Genomic DNA, 19,409 nt, shown 5'->3' with positions numbered 1-19,409 from the left:
ATTTCGGCAAAGATGTTACCGCGCGTTGCCAACTAAGGTTGCGCTAAGGTTGATTTTGCACTGTGAAATCTCCCACATCTGCTGAGAGCTTTTCCATGCGCAAAATTCTCCTGCTGTCCCTGATTATCGCCAGCCCCCTGGCCCTTGCCGGTCCGCAATGCACCACCGCCGAACGCTCGCAATGGCAAGACGAAAAAGCCTTCCAGGACAAGCTCAAGGCCGAAGGCTACGAGATCAGCAAGTTCAAGGTCACCGACGGCAACTGCTACGAAATCTACGGTTTCGACAAGGACAAGCGCAAGGTAGAGATCTACCACGATCCGGTCACCGGCAAGGCCGTGAAGACTGAGATCAAAGGCTGATGCCAGGCGAATCCCTGCGCCTGTGGGACCCGCTGGTGAGGCTGTTTCATCTGTCGATCGCCGGGGTCTTTGTCGCCAATTACTTCTTTAACGAAGCAGGCGACGACTGGCATGTCTGGCTGGGCTATTACGCCATGGCCTGGCTGCTGGTGCGCGTGGTGTGGGGATTCATCGGGCCGCGCAGTGCACGTTGGGCGGATTTCTGGCCGACCCCGAAACGCTTGAAAAACCATCTGCGCTCGCTGCTCAACCGCCGCCCGCAGCATCGCCTGGGCCACTCGCCCCTCGGCGCGCTGGTGATGCTGTTGATGTTGCTGGCGTTGCTGGCCGTCGGCATCAGCGGCTTTTTGATGCAGGAAGTGGATGCCCTGTGGGGCGCCGATTGGCCCCTGCAAATCCATGAGACCGCCGCCAATGTGCTGTTGGGCCTGGTGTGCATCCATGTGCTGGCCGCGGTGTTTGAAAGTATCCAGGTGCGGGACAACCTGCCGTTATCCATGCTCACCGGTCGCAGGAAGCGCCTGCCGGATGAGCCTGCGCAGTAATCCTTTTCTCGACAGGTTCTCTATGCGCTCCGCCTTACTGATCTGCAGCCTGCTCGGCGTGTTCCTGGCCGCATGGCTAAGCCATCCGCCCCATGTACTGGCACACTTTGCCCAAGTGGCGCCGAACACCTCGAAGGTGGCGGCGGCCCCGCAATACACCAGCCGTTTTGTGTCCTCGCAGCTCACTGACTTTGTCCACGCTTCCTCGGTCACCGCCCTGCCCGGCGGCGACTTGATGGCCGTGTGGTTTGCCGGTTCGCGTGAAGGCGCCGCCGATGTGCAGGTGCGCACCGCACGCTTCGATGCCCGCAGTGGCGAATGGGGTGCCGAGCAGGTGCTGGCCACGCGGGAAAGCACCCGCGACGGCACCCAGCGTTATATCCGCAAGCTCGGCAATCCGGTGATTGCCCTGGGGCCGGATAAACGCCTGTGGATGTTTTATGTGTCGGTGTCGGTCGGTGGCTGGGCCACCAGTGCAATCAACCTGATGGTGTCCGACGACCTCGGCGCCAACTGGTCCGCGCCCCGACAGTTGGTGACCTCACCGTTTTTCAACATCAGTACCCTGGTACGCGCCGCGCCGGTGTTCCACGCCGACGGCTCCATCGGCCTGCCGGTGTACCACGAGTTCATGGGCAAGTTTGCCGAGTACCTGTACTTGAGTGCCGACGGCGCGGTAATCGACAAATTCCGCATCAGCCGCGGCAAGAATTCCCTGCAACCCACTATCGTGCCGCTGGATGGCAAGCGCGCGGTGGCGATGTTGCGCTACGCCGGCGACACCCACCACCGCGTCCTGGCCAGCCGCACCGAAGATGCGGGGCAAACTTGGAGCGAGCCGTACCCGCTGGAACCGGCAAATCCCAATTCATCGTTGGCGGCGGTGGGTACCGAGGACGACGGGCTGCTCGTGGCCCTCAACGACCTGCAGGACGGCCGCTTCAAGCTCAGCCTCTACGGCACCGACGCCCAGCTCAGCCAATGGCGCACCGTGGTGCAACTGGATGAGTCACCCGACCCGCTCGGCCAACCGTTCTCCCCCGAGGCCTATAAAGCAATCATCGGCGAAGGCTTCCGCGCCTCCAGCGGCGCCAAACGCCTGCCGCTGGAACAGCGCTTTCTCAGCAACCTCGATTACCGCGTATGCAAACCCCAAGGCTGCGATTTCGAATACGAGTACCCGTACTTCAGCCGCAGTCCGGACGGCATGTACCACGTGGTGTACTCGTGGAATAACACCTTCATCAAACATGTCAGCTTCAACGAAGCCTGGCTGGCGGAGCGTCTGTGATGGTTTCTGTGTGGCAGGCCCATTTGAGTTTTGTGCTGCTGGGGTTTGTGCTGTTGAGCGCGCTCAGGTTTACCGCTCCCTGGCGGCCATGGCTGCTGCCGGTGCTGGTAGCGGTCAGTTTTATCCCGGTCAACGAGCTGCCGCTGGCGGCGTATGTGCGCAGTTTTACCGATGACCTGGCCATCTGCACATTGGTGCTGTTGGCGTGGGTCATGCTCAGCCGCCTGGGCTTAGTGCAACCGCTCGCTCGTCGGCATCAAGTGCAGACGTTGCTGCTGTTTGGCCTGCTGAGCCTGGTGCTGTACCCGGCCACGTTGGGCCTGACCTACTTCGACCCGTACCGTTGGGGCTTCAACCCGCGACCGATGATCGCCCTGATGGCGGCGGCCGCACTGTTGATGCTGTGGCTGCGTAATACGCTGGCGGTGTGGATGCTGGCGATGGGCACGTTGGCTTTTGCGTTACGGCTCAAGGCGTCGGAAAACTATTGGGATTATCTGGTCGACCCGTTGCTGACCGGTTACTGCCTGATCGCCGGCGCGGGGCTGCTGATCAGCGCCGCCTGGCGCCCTCTTTTGAAATGGCACCGGGGTCAATGATGAGTGCGTTGCAATCACGCCGCCTGCGCTACGGCCTGGGCGCGATCGGGTTGGTATTTGTGTTGCTGGCTGCGTTGCGGCTGGTGTTTGTGCTGGTTTTTTCCGGCCTGGACTTGAACACCCCGGCGCTGCTGGAAACCTTGGGAATCGGCCTGCGTTTCGACCTGCGCCTGGCGGTGTTGATCCTGCTGCCGCTGGCCGTGCTGGCGTGGTTGCCGCGCTGGAACCTCACCACCCTGCCGGCCCTGCGCTGGCTGGCGCGCGGTTATCTGGTCATCGCGCTGGCGGGGGTGGGGCTGATGTACATCATCGACTTCGGCCACTACGCCTACCTCGGCGTGCGTATCAATGCGACGGTGCTGCGTTACCTGCAGGATGCGCAGATTTCCCAGCAGATGGTGTGGGAAACCTACCCGGTACTGTGGATAACCGCCTGCTGGCTCGCGGCGGTGGCGCTTTGGGTCTGGGCGTTGGTCTGCCTGGAGCGGTTGACCCTGGATCAAGCGCCCACCGCCATCAGCAAACCGGCACTGGCGCTGGTGAGTGTGATGGGCGTCGTCGCGGTGCTGCTGGCCCTGCTGGGCCGTGTCGCCCATCTCAACCTGGAAAACCCGGTGCCCCTGCGCTGGAGCGATGCCTTCTTTGCCGGCAACAGCCAACTGGCCGCCGTGGGCCTGAACCCGGTGCTGTTTTTGTATGACACGCTCAAGGTCGGCCAATCGCAGTTCGATGAGGCCCAGGTCCGCCAGTATTACCCGCAAGTCGCCGAATACCTGGGCGTGCCCCAACCCGATGCCCAGTCCCTGGACTTCATCCGCGAACAAGGCGTGCAGCCCTATCGACTGGCCGGCGAGCGCCCGCCCAACGTAATTTTCGTGATGCTCGAATCCCTCGGCACCAGTGCCGTGGGTGCCTATGGCAACCCGCTCAACCCCACGCCGAACCTGGACAAACTGGCGACGCAAAGCTGGTTCTTCAAACACTTCTACGTCCCCGTCACCGGCACCGCGAAAACCGTGTGGGCCAGCATCACCGGCGTGCCCGACGTCACCCGCCAGGAGACCGCCACGCGCAACCCGTTGATCACGCGGCAACACACGTTGATCAATGCATTCGAGGGCTACCAGAAGTTCTACATGATCGGCGGCAACGCCGGCTGGGCGAATATCAATGCACTGATCCGCCAGAGCATCGACGATGTGCAACTGTTCGAGGAGAGCGACTGGCAATCGCCACGGGTAGACGTGTGGGGGATTTCCGACCTGGACCTGTTCAAGGAAGCTGACGATCTGTTGAGCACGCTTCCCAAGGACCAACCGTTCTTTGCCTACCTGCAAACCTCCGGCAACCATCGCCCCTTCACCATCCCCAAACACAACGATGGCTTCCAGCTCAGCCACGTGACGCTGGAACAGGCCCAGGCCGCGGGCTCCCGCAGTGTCGAGCAGTACAACGCCGTACGCCTGCTGGACTACAACATCGGCCGGCTGATGGAAATCGCCAAGTCCGGTGGCTACTACGACAACAGCATCTTTGTGTTCTTCGGCGACCACAACACCCGCATCAGCCAGATCCCGCACATGGCGCCGGCCTTCGAACAGCTGGGCCTGGAAAGTAACAACGTGCCGCTGCTGATCCACGCTCCCGGCCTTGCGCCTCGGGTGATCGAGGAAGCTGTAGGGCTGGCCGACCTGCTGCCCACCGTGGCCGGCATGGCAGGCGTACCGTTTCGCAACGGTGCGATGGGCCGGGACATCCAGCAACCGGCGCCCGAGGGCGAACGCGTGGTGCCGCTGGTATTGCGCGAAGGCACCTTCCCGATCATCGGCGGCGTGACCCGGCACTTTTTGCTGCAGATGCAGCACGACGGCAGCTCACCCACCTTGCATGACCTGGCATCACTCACCCCGCGTGACGATGTGGCCGCGCAGCACCCCGAGGAATTCCAGCGCCTGCAGGCACTGACCCGTGGGCTGCACGAGAGTGCGCGATTGATGCTGTTCAGGAATGTGCGTGAGTGATTACTTGGATTGGAATGTCTCGAGGTACGCCAGGATATTGTCGATTTTTTCCGGGTCGCTGATGCCCCAGAAAATCATGCGCGTACCACTCACCACCTTTTTGGGCGCTTCGATGTAGGCCGCGAGCTTGTCGCGGGTCCAGACCACACCGGAGTTTTTCATCGCGTCCGAATATTGATAGTCGGCGGTGGTGCCGGCAGGTCGGCCGATGATGCCGTTGAGCTCCGGGCCAAAGCCACCGCGTGCGCCTTCGCCGACGCTGTGGCAGCCGCCGCAGGTCTTGGTGAAGAGTTTGCCGCCGGCCTCGGCATCGCCGGCGGCATTGGCGGCGCTGGTGTTGAGAATCAGCGCAAGGGTCAGCAGGACGTACTTCATGGGTGACTCCACATCGGTGTTGGCGGCGATTATGCCTGTTTGTCAGGAGCGCATGCCCATCCAGATCACCGCTTCGGTCCACGCCGTAACCACCGGCGTCAGCGCACGAAACCAGGGATCCTGCACATCGATCTGCGCAGCCGAGTGGTCATGGTGGTGTTGCTCTTCTTCAACGATGGAAGCAATGGCCGTCACGGCCAGTGGGTCGATTTCGCGTAACGCATGAAGCTGATGAGCCAGGTGCTTGAGCACCACGCTTTCCACCGCGACGGTGGTGGCAACAATAGCCTTGCGCCCGCACACCCCGGTGAGCAGGCCCAGCACCAGCCCGCCAAGGCCGCAAAGCCAGTAGCTGCGGCAGCGTCGGTAACCCCGTCGTTGCAACTCGGCCTGGAACACCGCGCGATGGCGACGTTCGTGGGACAGGAATTCCTCGAGCTCACCCACCATGCCGGGTACAAACAATCGCGCCATAAACAGCTGGCCGCTGTAGATACAGATCGCGCCATGCTCGCCGGCGTGGTCGACTTTGATCATGCGATTGCCCAGGTCAGGGTCGATCAAGGGGGCTGCGGAAGCGTTCACGGTTGACGACCTTGTGCGAGGGCCCACGGGATTCGGGCCGATCCTGATTGCAGAGCGCCGGTATCCTGCCGTACCTCCGCGCAAATGCGCAACCTAGACCCTCGAAACTGACCACCCATCGCCCCATACGCATCCAATCGAACCTAACCCGCCCCGTTCCACTCCACCTTACTGAACCCTGATGGTGGAGTAAGGATCATGGCTCAGCCATCGATTTTGGTATTGGAAGACGACGAGATCATTCGGTCGTTGATGGTGGATGTACTGGAGGATTTCGGCGCGGTTGTGACGTCTTTTCCTTCAGCCGATGAAGGAATGATTTACCTGGAACGCGGCGATGATCCGGTGGACTTGATTGTCAGCGATGTGCAGATGCCGGGTTTGCTCAACGGCTATGACTTGAGCCGGGTGGTGGCGCACCGTTGGCCATCAGTGCCGGTGCTGCTCACCTCGGGCAACGCCAGACTCGCGGAGCAATTGGGTGGCTCCGTGCGGTTCCTGCCCAAACCGTGGAGCACCGAGCATTTACTTGAGTGCGTGCAAACGGCATTGACCCAGCAGGGGGCGTCCATGCATTGATAGCGTCGCGATATCATTGATGCCGAACTTCGCAGCAGCCCTTATGGTCACTTACTTAAGCAGGGAGCGACTTTTCTGATCCGCTGGTCAGCCTTTTCGCCTTGTGCGTTCAGCTGATGCTTATGTGTTGTGTAGAATCGTCGCCTTTTTCAACGCGTCATTCATGGCCGAAAGGCCCACAGTTCGAGCTCATTGAATGCATTCACAGGCCCATGAAGGTGGTGCGCCCTCATTGCTGGACGCGTTGCGCGCAGGCACCGGCCTATTGCACGTGGCGTTGGAGAAACGACTGCCGTTTTTTTCCGAACATTTGGATGCCGGCTGGTATCAGCGCCTGATCCAGGCGTATTACGGGTTTTACCGTCCGATTGAAGCAGCGCTGTACGGCTGTGAGTTTATCCCTGAAGGCTTCGACCCGACGCTGCGTATGAAAACGCCGACGCTGATCAACGATCTTCACGCCCTTGGTCTGGACGCCTCCGCGATCAACGCCTTGCCGCACTGTGTGCAATTGCCCGCTTTCGATACCCCCGCCGCCTGCCTCGGCGCCTTGTATGTGCTTGAAGGCGCAACCCTGGGCGGCCAGGTACTGCGTCGGGAAATGGCTCGACGCCTGGCGCTGGACGCCGACAACGGAGGGGCGTTCCTCGATGTGTACGGTGCCGAAACCGGTCGGCGCTGGAAAGATTTTCTCGACTACCTGGGCCGCCTGCCGCTGGACACGCCAGCCAAACAGCGCGCGGTGCACGCGGCCCGCTCGACATTCAGCTGCTTTGAGCAATGGCTCGACAGCCAGGAGGTACTGCTATGAAACCCGAAGATTTTGAAGAGCTGCTTGCCAACTGTGCCGACGAGCCCATCCGCTTTCCGGGGGCGATCCAACCCCACGGCGTGCTGCTGACGCTGTCGGAGCCCGACCTGAACATCATTCAAGTCAGCACTAACGTCGCCAGCCTGTTCAACCGCGCCCCCGAGTCGTTGCTGGGCCAGCCACTGCACGCGCTGATCGGTGCCGAGCACGCCCAGGCCGTGCAGGCCATGGCCGAACACAACAGCTTCCTTGATGCGCCGCCTTTGCACGTCACCCTCAACGGCGCCGAGTTCGAAGGCCTGTTGCACCGCCATCAGGACGTGCTGGTGCTGGAATTCGAACCGCGGCTCAAGGACTTCCGGCCACGGGCCCTGAAAGGCCGCAGCAGTGACTTGGGCAAGATGCTGCAACGTTTGCAATCAGCGAAAACCCTGCAAGCGCTGTACGAAATCAGCGTGACTGAAATCCAGGCCATGACCGGTTACGACCGGGTGTTGATCTACCGCTTCGAAGAAGAAGGCCATGGCCAGGTGATCGCGGAAGCGTCGGCACCGTCCATGGAGCTGTTCAACGGACTGTTCTTCCCCGCGTCCGATATCCCGGAGCAGGCCCGCGAGCTGTATCGCACCAACTGGCTGCGCATCATCCCGAATGCTGCCTACGAGCCGGTGCCCCTGCTGCCCAAGCTGCGCCCGGATACCGGTGAGCCGCTGGATTTGAGCTTTGCCACCCTGCGCAGCGTGTCGCCGATTCACTGCCAGTACATGCAAAACATGGGCGTGCTGTCGTCCATGAGCATTTCGCTGATGAAGGGCGACAAGCTCTGGGGCCTGATCAGTTGCGGCAACCGCGAGCCGCTGCTGGTGCCCAATGACCTGCGTATCACCTGCCAGACCATCGGTCAGGTGCTGTCATTGCAGATCAGCGCCATGGAAGCCCTGGACCTGAGCCGTCAGCGAGAAGAAAAAGTCGAGGCCCTGGCGTTGCTGGATAAAGCCATGAAGGCCTCCGAAGAAAACGTGTTCGACGGCCTGGCCCAGCGCGGCCAGGTGCTGATGGACCTGACCTTGTCCGGCGGCGTGGCGATCATCGAAGACAAGCAACTGCACCGCTACGGCAACTGCCCGGAACCGGCGCAGATCCGGGCCTTGCACAAGTGGCTGCAGGACAGCGGCGAGCCGGTGTTCTCCAGCCATAACCTGGTGTCGATCTACCCGCCAGGCGCCGAGTTCCAACAGGTGGCCAGCGGTGTCCTGGCCATGAGCCTGCCAAAGCCTGTGGATAACGGCGTACTGTGGTTCCGCCCGGAAGTGAAAGAAAACATTAACTGGAGTGGTGACCCGAAAAAGCCGCTCGACCTGGAAAACTCCGACGCCGGCCTGCGCCTTCGCCCGCGTACCTCGTTTGAAATCTGGAAGGTGGAGATGGCCGGTATTTCCACCAAGTGGAGCCATGGCGACCTGTTCGCCGCCAACGACCTGCGTCGTTCTGCCCTGGAAAACGACCTGGCTCGCCAGGTGCTGCGCGAGCAACAGGCCGTGCGCGCCCGTGATGACCTGGTGGCGGTGGTGTCCCACGACCTGCGCAACCCGATGACGGTGATCTCCATGCTCTGCGGCATGATGCAAAAGGCCTTCAGTTCCGACGGCCCGCACACCTCGCGACGCATTTCCTCGGCCATCGACACCATGCAACAGGCCGCCGGACGCATGAACGTCTTGCTGGAAGACTTGCTCGACACCTCGAAAATCGAGGCCGGGCGCTACGTGGTCAAACCCGTTGCCCTGGACGTCAGCCAAATGTTCGAAGAGGCCTATTCCCTGCTCGCGCCGTTGGCGATGGAAAAAGGCATCGACCTGTCGTTCAACGCCGAGCCTGGCCTGCAGATCAACGGCGACCCGGAGCGGCTGTTCCAGGTGCTGTCGAACCTGATCGGCAATGCCATCAAGTTCACTCCGCGCCAGGGCAATATCGGCATCAGTGCGATGACCAATGGTGAAGAGATCGTGTTTTCGGTGCGTGACTCAGGCGCAGGTATTGCGCCTGATCAACTGCCCCACGTGTTTGATCGCTACTGGACCCAGTCGGAAAACAATCCCACCGGCACCGGCCTGGGGCTGTATATCACCCAAGGGATTGTCCACGCCCATGGCGGCAAGATCATGGCTGCAAGTGAAGTGGGGCGTGGCAGTGAGTTCCGGTTTACGGTGCCGAAGGTGATTGAGGACTCCCATACCTGACCGCCTCTGTGGCGAGCACCGGTTACACCGGCAATACCACCACCGCCTCCAACCCGCCACCCTGGCGCTCCGACAGGGTGAGTGTGCCGCCGTGTTCCAGCACAATCGCACGGGCGGTAGACAGCCCAAGTCCGACGCCGCCGGTGCTCTTGTTGCGTGAATTTTCGAGGCGGTAGAACGGCAGGAACACCTGTTCGCGATACTGCGCCGCAATCCCCGGGCCGCGATCCAGCACGCGGATCACCACTTCGGCCGGCCCTTGTTGCAGTTCGATTTCCGGCGCCCGACCGTAGTGGATGGCATTGTCCATCAGGTTGGTCATCACCCGCTTGAGGCCCAAGGGCCGGCCAAAGTACACCAGGCGCGGCGGTCCGCTGAAAGCCAGTTCAATCGCCTGGTCGCGGTAGTCGTCGATCAGGGTTTGCAGCAGTTCCGCCAGGTCCAGCTGGGTGGCCTGCTCCAGGCGTGCGTCGTCGCGGAAGAACGCCAGGGCCGTGTTGATCATGGCCTGCATTTCATCGACATCATTGAACAGCCGGCGTTGCTGGTCGGCATCTTCGATGAATTCACCGCGCAGGCGCAGGCGGGTCAGGGGCGCACGCAGGTCGTGGGAGATGGCCGCGAGCATTTGCGTGCGGTCCTGGATAAAGTGCCGCAACTGCGCCTGCATGCCGTTGAACGCGAGGATCGCCTGGCGGATTTCGTGGGGCCCGACCGGCTCGATGGGCGGCGCGCGGAAGTCGGCGCCAAAGCGCCGCGCGCCCTGGGCGAAGTGTTGCAGGGGGCGAGCCAGGCGACGGGTCGCGACCAGGGTAACCAGCGCAGTCGAGATCAGCACCAGCAGCACCACAATCACGCTGCGCACGCCCTCGTCCAGCCCCCAACTGCGGGCACGGGCGCTGAACATCAGCCAGGACTGATCGGCCAGTTGCATCAGCAGCACATAGTGGCCATCGCCGCCCGGCCAATCGGAGGGTTCGTAGGCTTCCATGGGACGCACCGGCCCCTGGAGCAGGTTCTTGAAGGCCTGTTCGCCCGAATGAAAATCCGGGTCGGCGAGCACAGGCAGCTCAAAGGCTTCCCGCTGCGCCGCCCACGTCACACTGAAGGATTCGTCGCCTACAACCTGCGCAAGGTGCGCGCGTTGCGCCGGTTGCGAACCTTCAACCACGCGCACCACCACGGCGATTTTTTCCAGCAGCCCGGTTTCGGTCAACGGCGGCCGTGCCCACACGCCCGCCAATTGCACAAACAGGGCGTTGAACGCCAACGCAGTCAGCATCGCCACCAGGATGGTCAGGGCGATCCAGCGGGCCACCGTGTCACGCGGGCGGCGGCTCATGAACGGCTCACGCTGGCGGTGAATTGATAACCGCCATTGCGCACGGTGCGGATCATGGCCGGGCGCTTGGTATCGAACTCCAGCTTGCGGCGCAGGCGGCTGACCTGCACGTCGATGCTGCGGTCGAACGCGTCATGGCTATGGCCCCGCGCCAGGTTCAGCAGTTGTTCGCGGGTCAGCACGCGCTGGGGGTGTTCGACGAAGACCAGCAGCAGGTCGAACTCACCGGATGACAGCGGGATCATCACCTCGTCGGGGGAGCGCAGTTCACGGCGCGTAACGTCCAGTTGCCAGCCCGCAAAGCGAATCAAGGGACGGGCAGACTCGCCCAACACCGGCCGCCCCTCGCCTGCCCGACGCAATACCGCACGCACCCGCGCCAGCAGTTCACGGGCGTCGAAGGGCTTGCTCAAGTAGTCATCGGCTCCCATTTCCAGGCCTACCACGCGGTCACTGAGTTCGCCCATGGCGGTGAGCATGATCACCGGTGTTGCGTACTGCTGGCGCAGGCGCTGGCACAGCAACAAGCCGTTCTCCCCCGGCAGCATCAGGTCAAGAATGATCAGGTCGGCGGGATGACGCTCCATGGCGGCCCACAGCTCGGTGCCACCGGCGACGGTCTCGACCGCATAGCCATGTTGCATAAAGAATTTCTTCAGCAGCGCGAGGACTTCAAGGTCATCGTCCACGATCAAAAGGTTGCTCACAGGCGGGCATCACTGGGTGTTGTCGATGCGCCATCTAAAACCATTCGACGCAGCCCGTCATATATTTCAATCGTGCAATAAAGCGTCAGCGCCGCAATAAACCAGACATCTTTGCGCAAGGGACGGCTGCCAGCATCGGCCTCCCTTTTGCGGAGACCGTGCTTATGCGCTCGCTGACCTATCCCCGGCACCTGGCTCGCCAGGTCGTGCTGTTGTTGACCGTGTCTTACCTCACGGGCTGCGCCAGCCCGGCCCCCTCGGGCACCACCACCCGCTGCGCACAGGTGAATTACCCGGTGTATGACCCGGCCGAACCGCTCAATCGCGGGGTGTTTGCCTTCAACCGGACGGTGGATAACTACGCCCTGGCGCCGGTAGCACGTGGCTACCGCTACCTGCCGGATTTTTTCCAGCAGGGTGTGCATAACTTTGCGAGCAACTTCAGCGAGCCGAAGGTGTTTATCAATGACCTGTTGCAAGGCAACCCAAGGCGCTCGGTCAATACCCTTGGCCGTTTTGCGCTGAATACCACAGTGGGCGTGGTGGGACTGATCGATGTATCAGACCGCGTGGGCATCCCGCGCCATAGCGCCGACTTCGGCCAGACATTCGGCGTGTGGGGCATCGGCAACGGGCCGATTGTCGAACTGCCACTGCTGGGCACCAGCAACAGCCGCGATGCGGCAGGCAAAGTCTTGAGTTTCCTGGTCTCGCCGTTGGGAGACAGTGACACCGTGCAGACCCTGGGCACCCTCAGCCTGGTAGGTGGCACCGTGGATACCCGGGCATCACTGTTGCCGCTCACCGACAGCCTGCAAAAATTGCCGGACTATTACAGCGCAATACGTAATGTCGTGGCACAAAACCGTGCGGCGTTTGTGCTGGATGGCAAGGACGGCGCGACCACTCCCGCGACCGGGGGTTGCGCGAACGGCGCCGCTGATGACTTCTGAGCCGAGTAGCCAAAGGTCGTCATATCTTGCAGCAGGACGTTTATAGCTCGCCAGCGCCCTGCTCTATAAGTTTGGCGGCACTTCGCTCCAAGGGGTGAAGTAACACTCGACTAATAGATAAAAGGACACTGCCATGCTCAGCTCCATCAACGCGACACCGCTCCCCCCTCCTCCCCCCACTACGCCGCAGGACGACACAGCCCTGCAACGCAAGAAACGCAGCATTGAAGACCCTCAGTTGCAACTGGAGCCTCAGGAAGCTGACGGTTCATCGCGCAACCGCCCCAGAAGTGGCGGCCTGGATAGCCTGGGCAAGGGGAACTTGCTCTGAACCGCAGGAAGAAGGGCAGCGTATTGCCCTTCTTCTTTTTTACAGACCGCCCCGCCTTAACAAAACACTGACATCCGTTGCGCTAACCTTGCCGGTTAAACCCTGGCCGGAGCCTGTTACCGCATGCCACATCCCGACACCTTGCCCGCCGTACTCGCCGGCCCTCTGCTGCGGCGCCTGGAACCCCGGCGCCTGGTGCTGTGGCTGGTGGGGAGCCGGGCATTGCCCCTGAGCCTGAAACTGCACTGTGCCGACCAGTGCCTGGACATACCGCTGGGCCAGGACCGGTGCCAGGTCGTGCCAGTGGGGCGCCAGGCGTACATCCATCTGATTGATGTACGCCTGGACGAGGCGCTGCCCCAAGACGTAGTCATCCACTATGATCTGCTGGTCGACGATGCCGGCATTGCCGAATGGGCACCGCACCTGCTGTACACCGACACACACTGCCCAAGTTTCGTACTGCACAGCCACATCCATCAGCTGGTACACGGCTCCTGCCGCAAACCTCACCACAGCGCCGACGAAGGCCTGCTCTGCGTCGATCGGCTGCTGGCCGATGCACAGACCCCGGCCGACCGCCCAGCCTTGCTGATGATGAGCGGCGACCAGGTGTACGCCGACGATGTGGCCGGGCCGATGTTGCGGGCGATCCATGGGCTGATTGCGCGCCTGGGCCTGTTCGATGAGTACCTGGAAGGCGCGGTGGTAGACGACAGCGCCAGCCTCTACGGGCATCACGCCAGCTACTACCACCGCGCAGACCTGCTACCCGCGCTGGACAGCAATGAGACCCTGCGCGAACGTTTCTTTGGCGGCGTGAAAAAGCCGATTTTCACCAGCAGCACCGCCGACAATCACCTGGTGACGTTCGCCGAAGTCATGGCGATGTACCTGCTGGTGTGGTCGCCCGTCCCCTGGTCCCTGCTCACCGTACAGCCACCGCAACTGAGCGCCGATGAAGCTGCGCGCTATGCCCGCGAACAGGTGCAGGTGGATAAATTTCGCGACGGCCTGCCGGGCGTGGCGCGGGTATTCGCCCATCTACCCACCTTGATGATCTTTGACGATCACGACATCACCGACGACTGGAACCTCAGCGCGCAATGGGAAGAAACCGCCTACGGCCATCCGTTCTCCAGACGCATCATCGGTAACGCCCTGCTGGCGTACCTGCTGTGCCAGGGCTGGGGCAATAACCCGGACGCCTTTGATGAGCTGGTGGGCCACACCCAGGCACTGGCCAGCCAGGCGCAGAGCAATCACTTGGACGCCCAGGCACAGGATGCTTTGCTCGCGGCGCTGCTGAAGTTCCAGCAGTGGCACTACGTGCTGCCCACCACGCCGGCCCTGGTAGTGCTCGACACCCGCACCCGGCGCTGGCGCAGCGAATTCACCCTCAAGCAACCGTCCGGCCTGCTGGACTGGGAAGCCTTGAGCGAACTGCAACAGGAACTGCTCGACCACCCCTCGGCCATCATCGTCTCCCCTGCGCCTGTGTTTGGCGTCAAGCTGATCGAGACCGTGCAGAAGATCTTCAGTTGGTGCGGGCACCCTTTGCTGGTGGACGCGGAAAACTGGATGGCCCATCGCGGTGCAGCCCAAGTGATCCTCAACATCTTTCGCCACTCGCGCACACCGGGTAACTACGTGATCCTCTCGGGCGATGTGCACTACTCGTTCGTCTATGAAGTGCTGATCCGCCATCGCAACGCCGGTCCCAGGATCTGGCAGATCACCAGCAGCGGCATCAAGAACGAATTCCCGCCGCGATTGCTGGAATGGTTCGACCGCCTCAACCGCTGGCTGTACTCGCCACGTTCGCCCCTCAACTGGTTCACTCGCCGCCGCACCATGCAGGTGGTGCCGCATATCCCGGAGCATGCCGAGGCCGGTGAACGGTTATGGAATTCGGCAGGCATCGGCCAAGTGTTCTTCAACGAGCGGGGGCAGCCTGACAAGATCTACCAGCACAACGCCGACGGGAAGGCGCGTACGAGGATGATCGCGCCGAAGCAATAGCCCATGGCCCGCTCCTGTAACCGTCCATCCGCCCTATTCAAAGCGCACAAGCTCCGTTGTACAGTAGCTCCAGCCACGGAGTATCGGCATCAATATGACTGGCCTTGGACGCCAGCCCATGCAAGGAGCGCGCAGATGGACGATATCTCCGACAACGGCAATTTCTCCCACCTCAATGCCGACATGCTGCATACCGTGCTGGAGCTGGTCAGCGACGGGATCTGGGACTGGAACGCCAATACCGGGTTCGTCTACCGCAACCCAGGCTGGTACGAAATGCTGGGCTACCCCCGCCACTCCCTGGAAAACAGCGTGTTCACCTGGGAGACCGTCATCCACCCGGAAGACTACCCCCACGTGATGACGCTGTTCGATGACTACATCCACCGTCGCGCCCCCCATTATCAAATCGAATACCGTTGCCGCAAAAAAGATGGCAGCTACCTGTGGATCGAAGACCGGGGCTACGTGATTGCCCGTAACCCCGATGGCTCGGTGGCGCGGATGGTCGGCGCCCATCGCGATATTCATATACGCAAGTGCTCCGTCGAACAGCTGGAGCGGCGCAACCAATCCCTTGAGGCGCTGGTGGCCGAGCGCACGCGCGAATTGTCCCGGGTCAACCAGCAGTTGCAATTGCAGTTGGACGAAAACCGCTCCCTGGCCGAACGGGATGCCCTGACCCTGGTCGCCAACCGCTATCGCCTGGAAAAAGTCCTGCTGGAAGAGTGCGACCGCGCCCAGCGTTTTCGCTTGCAGCTGGCGTTGATCGCGATGGATGTCGATGATTTCAAGCCGATCAATGACCAGCATGGTCACGGCGTGGGCGACCAAACCCTTTTGCAGGTAGTGGAATGCCTGGAAAGCTGCCTGCGCCCAGGCGATCTGCTCGCCCGCTGGGGTGGCGATGAGTTCATCGCGGTCCTGCCCAAAAGCGCACTGGAAACCGCCAGGGAGCTGGCCGAGAAAATCTGCCAAAAGATGCGCAAGATCCCGATGCGCGGCGGCCTCCACGTCACCCTGAGCGTGGGCGTGGCCGAGCGCCGTATGGATGAGTCCCCCAGCGCCCTGATGGCGCGTGCCGATCAGGCGTTGTATCGCGCCAAGGCGGCGGGCAAGGATGGGGTGTCGGCGTAGCATCGACGGGGCTACGGCGTTGCCAAAAACGAGCTTTTGGCAACAGCTCCTTCCGATTTGGAATGACCCGGCGACTTTATTTCGTTTGCGGCAGGGCCTGGCCCACGGCTTAGATAAAAGCACGCCCGCCACTGCCGAGTCCGAGATTCATGAGCCGCGAAACCATCAGCCAGTCGATTTCCATCGTTCATCCCATCAGCCTCAGCCATGGCAGCAACGCCGAGGTCTGGGACACCACGGGCAAACGCTATATCGATTTTGTCGGCGGGATCGGCGTGCTCAACCTTGGCCATTGCCACCCGGGCGTGGTGGCGGCGATTCGTGAACAGGCGACGAAGTTGACCCACTATGCGTTCAACGCTGCACCGCACACACCCTACATCGAACTGATGGATCGCCTGGCCGGGTTTATCCCGGTGGACTACCCCGTCAGCGGCATGCTCACCAACAGCGGTGCGGAAGCGGCAGAAAACGCCTTGAAGATCGTGCGCGGCGCCACCGGCCGCACGGCGGTGATCGCCTTTGACGGAGCCTTCCACGGCCGCACCCTGGCCACCCTCAACCTCAATGGCAAGGTGGCGCCCTACAAACAGAAGGTCGGCGTCCTGCCCGGCCCGGTGTATCACCTGCCCTACCCCAGCGCCGATAACGGCGTGGGCTGCGCTGAAGCGCTGAAAGCCATGGACCGCTTGTTCAGCGTGGAAATCGACGTCGGTGACGTCGCCTGTTTCATCATCGAGCCGGTGCAGGGCGAAGGCGGTTTCCTGGCGCTGGATATCGAGTTTGCCCACGCCCTGCGGCGCTTTTGCGATGAACACAACATCCTGTTGATTGCCGATGAAATCCAGTCGGGCTTCGGTCGCACCGGACAGCGTTTCGCCTTCTCACGCCTGGGCATCGAACCGGATCTGATCCTGCTGGGCAAAAGCATCGCCGGCGGCGTGCCGCTGGGCGCGGTGGTCGGGCGCAAGGCCTTGATGGACAACCTGCCCAAAGGCGGCCTCGGTGGTACTTACTCGGGTAACCCCATCGCTTGCGCGGCAGCATTGGCCACCCTCGATGCGATGACGGATGAACACTTGCAGGCCTGGGGCTCGCAACAGGAAGAAGCGATCGTTGGCCGCTATGCCGCCTGGCGTTCGCAGCACCTGTCGCCGTATCTGGGCCGCCTGACCGGCGTCGGTGCCATGCGCGGCATCGAACTGGCCAACGCCGACGGCACGCCCGCGCCCCGGCAACTGAGCCAATTGCTGAGCCTGGCGCGAGACGCCGGGCTGTTGTTGATGCCCAGCGGCAAGTCGCGGCACATCGTGCGCTTGCTGGCACCGCTGACCATCGAGCCTGCGGTGCTGGAAGAAGGACTGGATATTCTCCAGGCGTGCCTGAAGCAGTTGGTTTGACGCCCTGCATTCGCCGGTCGGCAGCCTTGACCTGATCCCCCTCCCCGCTGAAAATGCGCGACGCTTTTTTGTCTTCCGTTTACTGAAGTAGTGAAATTTCAATGTCCGATTCTTACACCGAACACTCCGCCGAAGAATCCGTAGTCGCCTTGCACGCCAAGGCTGAATACGAAAACGCCATCAATCTTTCACAGCATGTGCCAGCCGCCAAGATCATCAGCGAGATGGTGCTGGACGCCTTTCACACCTCCAAGGAAAGCGACCAGATCCGCGAACTGCGCGTGGCCATTCGTCAGGCCCACGACGCCTTCGACGACGACAAGGCCTACGACCTGATGGGCCAGCTCAAGCAGCTCAAGGACGCCGAAGCCGCTGACAACCTCGCCCTTGAAGACCTGAGCGGCAAGTTCTCCATCAGCCGCATCCTGTCGAGCTTCAAGGATGATCCAGAGTTTCAGGAGCTGGTCTACGGGCTGGCCCTCAAAGTGCTGAACCAGTCTCACCAGGCCATCAGCAACCCAAGCGCCGGCAAAGGTAAGGCCGCTCGCCCCAAGAAAGAAGCCGAAGTGTTTGTGATCAGCAAGGACGGCATCAGCGTCACCCTGCCGCTGCGCACGCCACGCTCGCGGTTGAACGTCGACCGTGAGGCGTTTGAGTTCCTGGGCTTCAGCTTTGTAGGCGAAGGCGACGAAGCCGAGTTGGAGGTTGAAAGCTTTGTGGATAACGCCGGCGTCGAACAGCCGCTGAGCCGCAAGAGCGTGATTACTGCGCTGCAACAGCAGACGGCGTTTGAGGGCTACAGCATCGCGCAGCAGTGACACCCCTGAACTGAATGTGGGAGGGAGAAAGCCCCCCTCCCACATCGGCGTTAGACCGTCGCCGCAAACACCTCGCGAAACCGCTCCATCTCCCGCTTGTTCCCCACCGTCACGCGCACCCACTGCGGCCAGTTTTTCCACACCCGCCCGATGAACACGCCCTGTGCGGCAAGCTTGTCGATGACCTGCTCGGCCGGTTGCTTCACATCGATCATGAAGCAGTTGGCCTGGGACGCCGTGCAGGTGAAGCCACGGCCCTTGAGCCAGGTGATTGTTTCATCGCGCAGCTGGGCATTGAGCGCCTTGCGTTGTGGCAGCAGCTTCACGTCTTCCAGGCTGGCGATGCCGCCGAGCAGGGAGGAACCCGCCGGGACATTGTCACCGCCGAACACCGCCAGCCGTTCCAGCAGCGCCGGGTGGCCGATCGCCAGGCCCAGACGGGCGCCGGCCATACCGTAGATTTTCGAGAAGGTGCGCAACACCAACAGGTCGTCATGGTCCTTGACCCAGCTCACCACGCTTGGGGTGTCGGCGAAGTCGATGTAGGCCTCGTCCACCACCAATACGCTGCCTTTGGGCTTGTTCGCCAGCGCCTGGCGAATAGCCTCGGTGGAGGTGATGGTGCCCGTCGGATTGTTGGGATTGCAGACATAGAGCATCCCCGCCTGGCGATCGGCGGCGAGCATGGCGGGAACGTCGTGGGCGTGATCGGCGTCAAGGCCCACTTCGCGCACCGGCGCCTTACGGGACTCGGCGGCCTGGCGCGGTACTTCGTAGGACGGCGTGGCCATCACCAGGCCGCGGGTTTCGCTGGTGAACGCCAGCACCGCGTAGCGCAGCGCGGCCATGGAGCCGGCGAACACCGCCACCTGCTCTTCGGCAATCCCGTGCTGCTGGGCAAACAAGCCGGCCAAGGCGTACATATGTTTGTACGGATACCGCCCGGCTGTCGCGATGCCGCGCTGCATCGCTTCGCGGGCCGCCGTCGAAGGCCCGTAGGGGCTTTCGTTGTAGTTGAGCAGTACCTTGTCAGCCTTGGTCGGCGCGGGTGCGGCGAGCGCCCAATCCAGGCGCCCGAGCAAAGGCAGGGCGGCGCCAAGAGCGAGAAGGGATCGACGACTAACGCTGACCATGGTGACTACTCCTTGTAGACGGGTGAGGAATTCGCACAGCTCGTATAGAAGGGTATGACGAGACAAGGAACAAATGATTTAACCGACCCGCCATAAAAAAAACCCGTACGACTTGCGAAGACGGGGCTTTTTTCTGGCCAGGGTCTGCTACGTATTGG

Annotated in this window: 18 protein-coding genes; 13 read left to right on the top strand and 5 right to left on the bottom strand. The window is 61.9% G+C overall.

Annotated elements, in window-relative coordinates:
• The first annotated feature begins 95 nt into the window (after positions 1-95).
• Genes BFQ01_RS16040 through BFQ01_RS16020 form a run of 5 tightly spaced genes read left to right on the top strand, consistent with a single transcriptional unit; the run spans position 96 to position 4,818 of the window.
• A complete protein-coding gene (locus BFQ01_RS16040) occupies positions 96-362 on the top strand; it encodes a PepSY domain-containing protein (RefSeq protein ID WP_065926014.1) in 267 nt (88 codons plus the stop codon).
• Positions 362-907 (top strand): cytochrome b/b6 domain-containing protein, encoded by a 546-nt coding sequence (locus tag BFQ01_RS16035; protein ID WP_065926013.1) that lies wholly within the window; start codon positions 362-364, stop codon positions 905-907. The genes BFQ01_RS16040 and BFQ01_RS16035 overlap by 1 nt, the downstream gene beginning before the upstream one ends.
• A gap of 22 nt (positions 908-929) precedes the next feature.
• Complete coding sequence (locus BFQ01_RS16030; RefSeq protein WP_065926012.1) at positions 930-2,198, top strand: sialidase family protein; 1,269 nt, start codon at positions 930-932, stop codon at positions 2,196-2,198.
• Positions 2,198-2,797: a hypothetical protein gene (locus BFQ01_RS16025; protein WP_065926011.1), complete on the top strand. Its 600-nt coding sequence runs from the start codon at positions 2,198-2,200 to the stop codon at positions 2,795-2,797. The genes BFQ01_RS16030 and BFQ01_RS16025 overlap by 1 nt, the downstream gene beginning before the upstream one ends.
• Positions 2,797-4,818 carry an LTA synthase family protein gene (locus tag BFQ01_RS16020; protein WP_065926025.1) on the top strand — a complete coding sequence of 674 codons (2,022 nt, stop codon included), beginning with the start codon at positions 2,797-2,799 and terminating at the stop codon, positions 4,816-4,818. The genes BFQ01_RS16025 and BFQ01_RS16020 overlap by 1 nt, the downstream gene beginning before the upstream one ends.
• Here the strand turns inward: BFQ01_RS16020 and BFQ01_RS16015 are convergent, their stop codons facing one another.
• The gene (locus BFQ01_RS16015) at positions 4,819-5,193 is read right to left on the bottom strand and encodes a c-type cytochrome (RefSeq protein ID WP_065926010.1); all 375 of its coding nucleotides are present in this window, start codon (positions 5,191-5,193) and stop codon (positions 4,819-4,821) included.
• A gap of 42 nt (positions 5,194-5,235) precedes the next feature.
• Complete coding sequence (locus BFQ01_RS16010; RefSeq protein WP_235865605.1) at positions 5,236-5,778, bottom strand: 3-demethoxyubiquinol 3-hydroxylase; 543 nt, start codon at positions 5,776-5,778, stop codon at positions 5,236-5,238.
• Positions 5,779-5,976: 198 nt separating this feature from the next.
• Here BFQ01_RS16010 and BFQ01_RS16005 point away from each other — a divergent pair, with 198 nt between their 5' ends.
• From BFQ01_RS16005 to BFQ01_RS15995, 3 genes are all read left to right on the top strand, one after another.
• Positions 5,977-6,357 carry a response regulator gene (locus BFQ01_RS16005; protein WP_065926009.1) on the top strand — a complete coding sequence of 127 codons (381 nt, stop codon included), beginning with the start codon at positions 5,977-5,979 and terminating at the stop codon, positions 6,355-6,357.
• 196 nt (positions 6,358-6,553) lie between these two features.
• Positions 6,554-7,168, top strand: a complete 615-nt coding sequence (locus BFQ01_RS16000; RefSeq protein WP_065926008.1) for a biliverdin-producing heme oxygenase — start codon at positions 6,554-6,556, stop codon at positions 7,166-7,168.
• Positions 7,165-9,408: an ATP-binding protein gene (locus BFQ01_RS15995; protein WP_065926007.1), complete on the top strand. Its 2,244-nt coding sequence runs from the start codon at positions 7,165-7,167 to the stop codon at positions 9,406-9,408. The genes BFQ01_RS16000 and BFQ01_RS15995 overlap by 4 nt, the downstream gene beginning before the upstream one ends.
• 22 nt (positions 9,409-9,430) lie before the next feature.
• Here the strand turns inward: BFQ01_RS15995 and BFQ01_RS15990 are convergent, their stop codons facing one another.
• Both BFQ01_RS15990 and BFQ01_RS15985 read right to left on the bottom strand, forming a co-directional pair.
• A complete protein-coding gene (locus BFQ01_RS15990) occupies positions 9,431-10,750 on the bottom strand; it encodes an ATP-binding protein (RefSeq protein ID WP_065926006.1) in 1,320 nt (439 codons plus the stop codon).
• The gene (locus BFQ01_RS15985) at positions 10,747-11,457 is read right to left on the bottom strand and encodes a response regulator (RefSeq protein WP_065926005.1); all 711 of its coding nucleotides are present in this window, start codon (positions 11,455-11,457) and stop codon (positions 10,747-10,749) included. The genes BFQ01_RS15990 and BFQ01_RS15985 overlap by 4 nt, the downstream gene beginning before the upstream one ends.
• Before the next feature lie 164 nt (positions 11,458-11,621).
• On the opposite strand from BFQ01_RS15985, the gene BFQ01_RS15980 reads away from it, so the two are divergent.
• The 5 genes from BFQ01_RS15980 (at position 11,622) to BFQ01_RS15955 (ending at position 18,118) form a co-directional block, all read left to right on the top strand.
• Positions 11,622-12,410 carry an MlaA family lipoprotein gene (locus tag BFQ01_RS15980; RefSeq protein ID WP_065926004.1) on the top strand — a complete coding sequence of 263 codons (789 nt, stop codon included), beginning with the start codon at positions 11,622-11,624 and terminating at the stop codon, positions 12,408-12,410.
• A 454-nt stretch (positions 12,411-12,864) separates the two neighbouring features.
• On the top strand, positions 12,865-14,763 hold the full coding sequence (locus tag BFQ01_RS15970) for an alkaline phosphatase D family protein (RefSeq protein ID WP_065926002.1): 1,899 nt from the start codon (positions 12,865-12,867) through the stop codon (positions 14,761-14,763).
• Positions 14,764-14,898: 135 nt separating this feature from the next.
• On the top strand, positions 14,899-15,900 hold the full coding sequence (locus BFQ01_RS15965; protein ID WP_065926001.1) for a diguanylate cyclase domain-containing protein: 1,002 nt from the start codon (positions 14,899-14,901) through the stop codon (positions 15,898-15,900).
• 149 nt (positions 15,901-16,049) lie between these two features.
• Positions 16,050-17,300, top strand: a complete 1,251-nt coding sequence (locus BFQ01_RS15960; protein ID WP_065926000.1) for a 2-aminoadipate transaminase — start codon at positions 16,050-16,052, stop codon at positions 17,298-17,300.
• A 101-nt stretch (positions 17,301-17,401) separates the two neighbouring features.
• Positions 17,402-18,118 carry a hypothetical protein gene (locus tag BFQ01_RS15955; RefSeq protein ID WP_065925999.1) on the top strand — a complete coding sequence of 239 codons (717 nt, stop codon included), beginning with the start codon at positions 17,402-17,404 and terminating at the stop codon, positions 18,116-18,118.
• Positions 18,119-18,168: 50 nt separating this feature from the next.
• On the opposite strand, the gene BFQ01_RS15950 is transcribed toward BFQ01_RS15955, so the two are convergent.
• Complete coding sequence (locus BFQ01_RS15950; protein ID WP_065925998.1) at positions 18,169-19,251, bottom strand: pyoverdine biosynthesis transaminase PtaA; 1,083 nt, start codon at positions 19,249-19,251, stop codon at positions 18,169-18,171.
• Positions 19,252-19,409: the final 158 nt, after the last annotated feature.

The organism is Pseudomonas sp. 8 R 14 (genome assembly GCF_900005955.1).
Taxonomy (GTDB): Bacteria; Pseudomonadota; Gammaproteobacteria; order Pseudomonadales; family Pseudomonadaceae; genus Aquipseudomonas; species Aquipseudomonas marginalis.
Note: the sequence above shows the minus strand (reverse complement) of the source record. Positions and strands in the feature narration are given on the sequence as shown.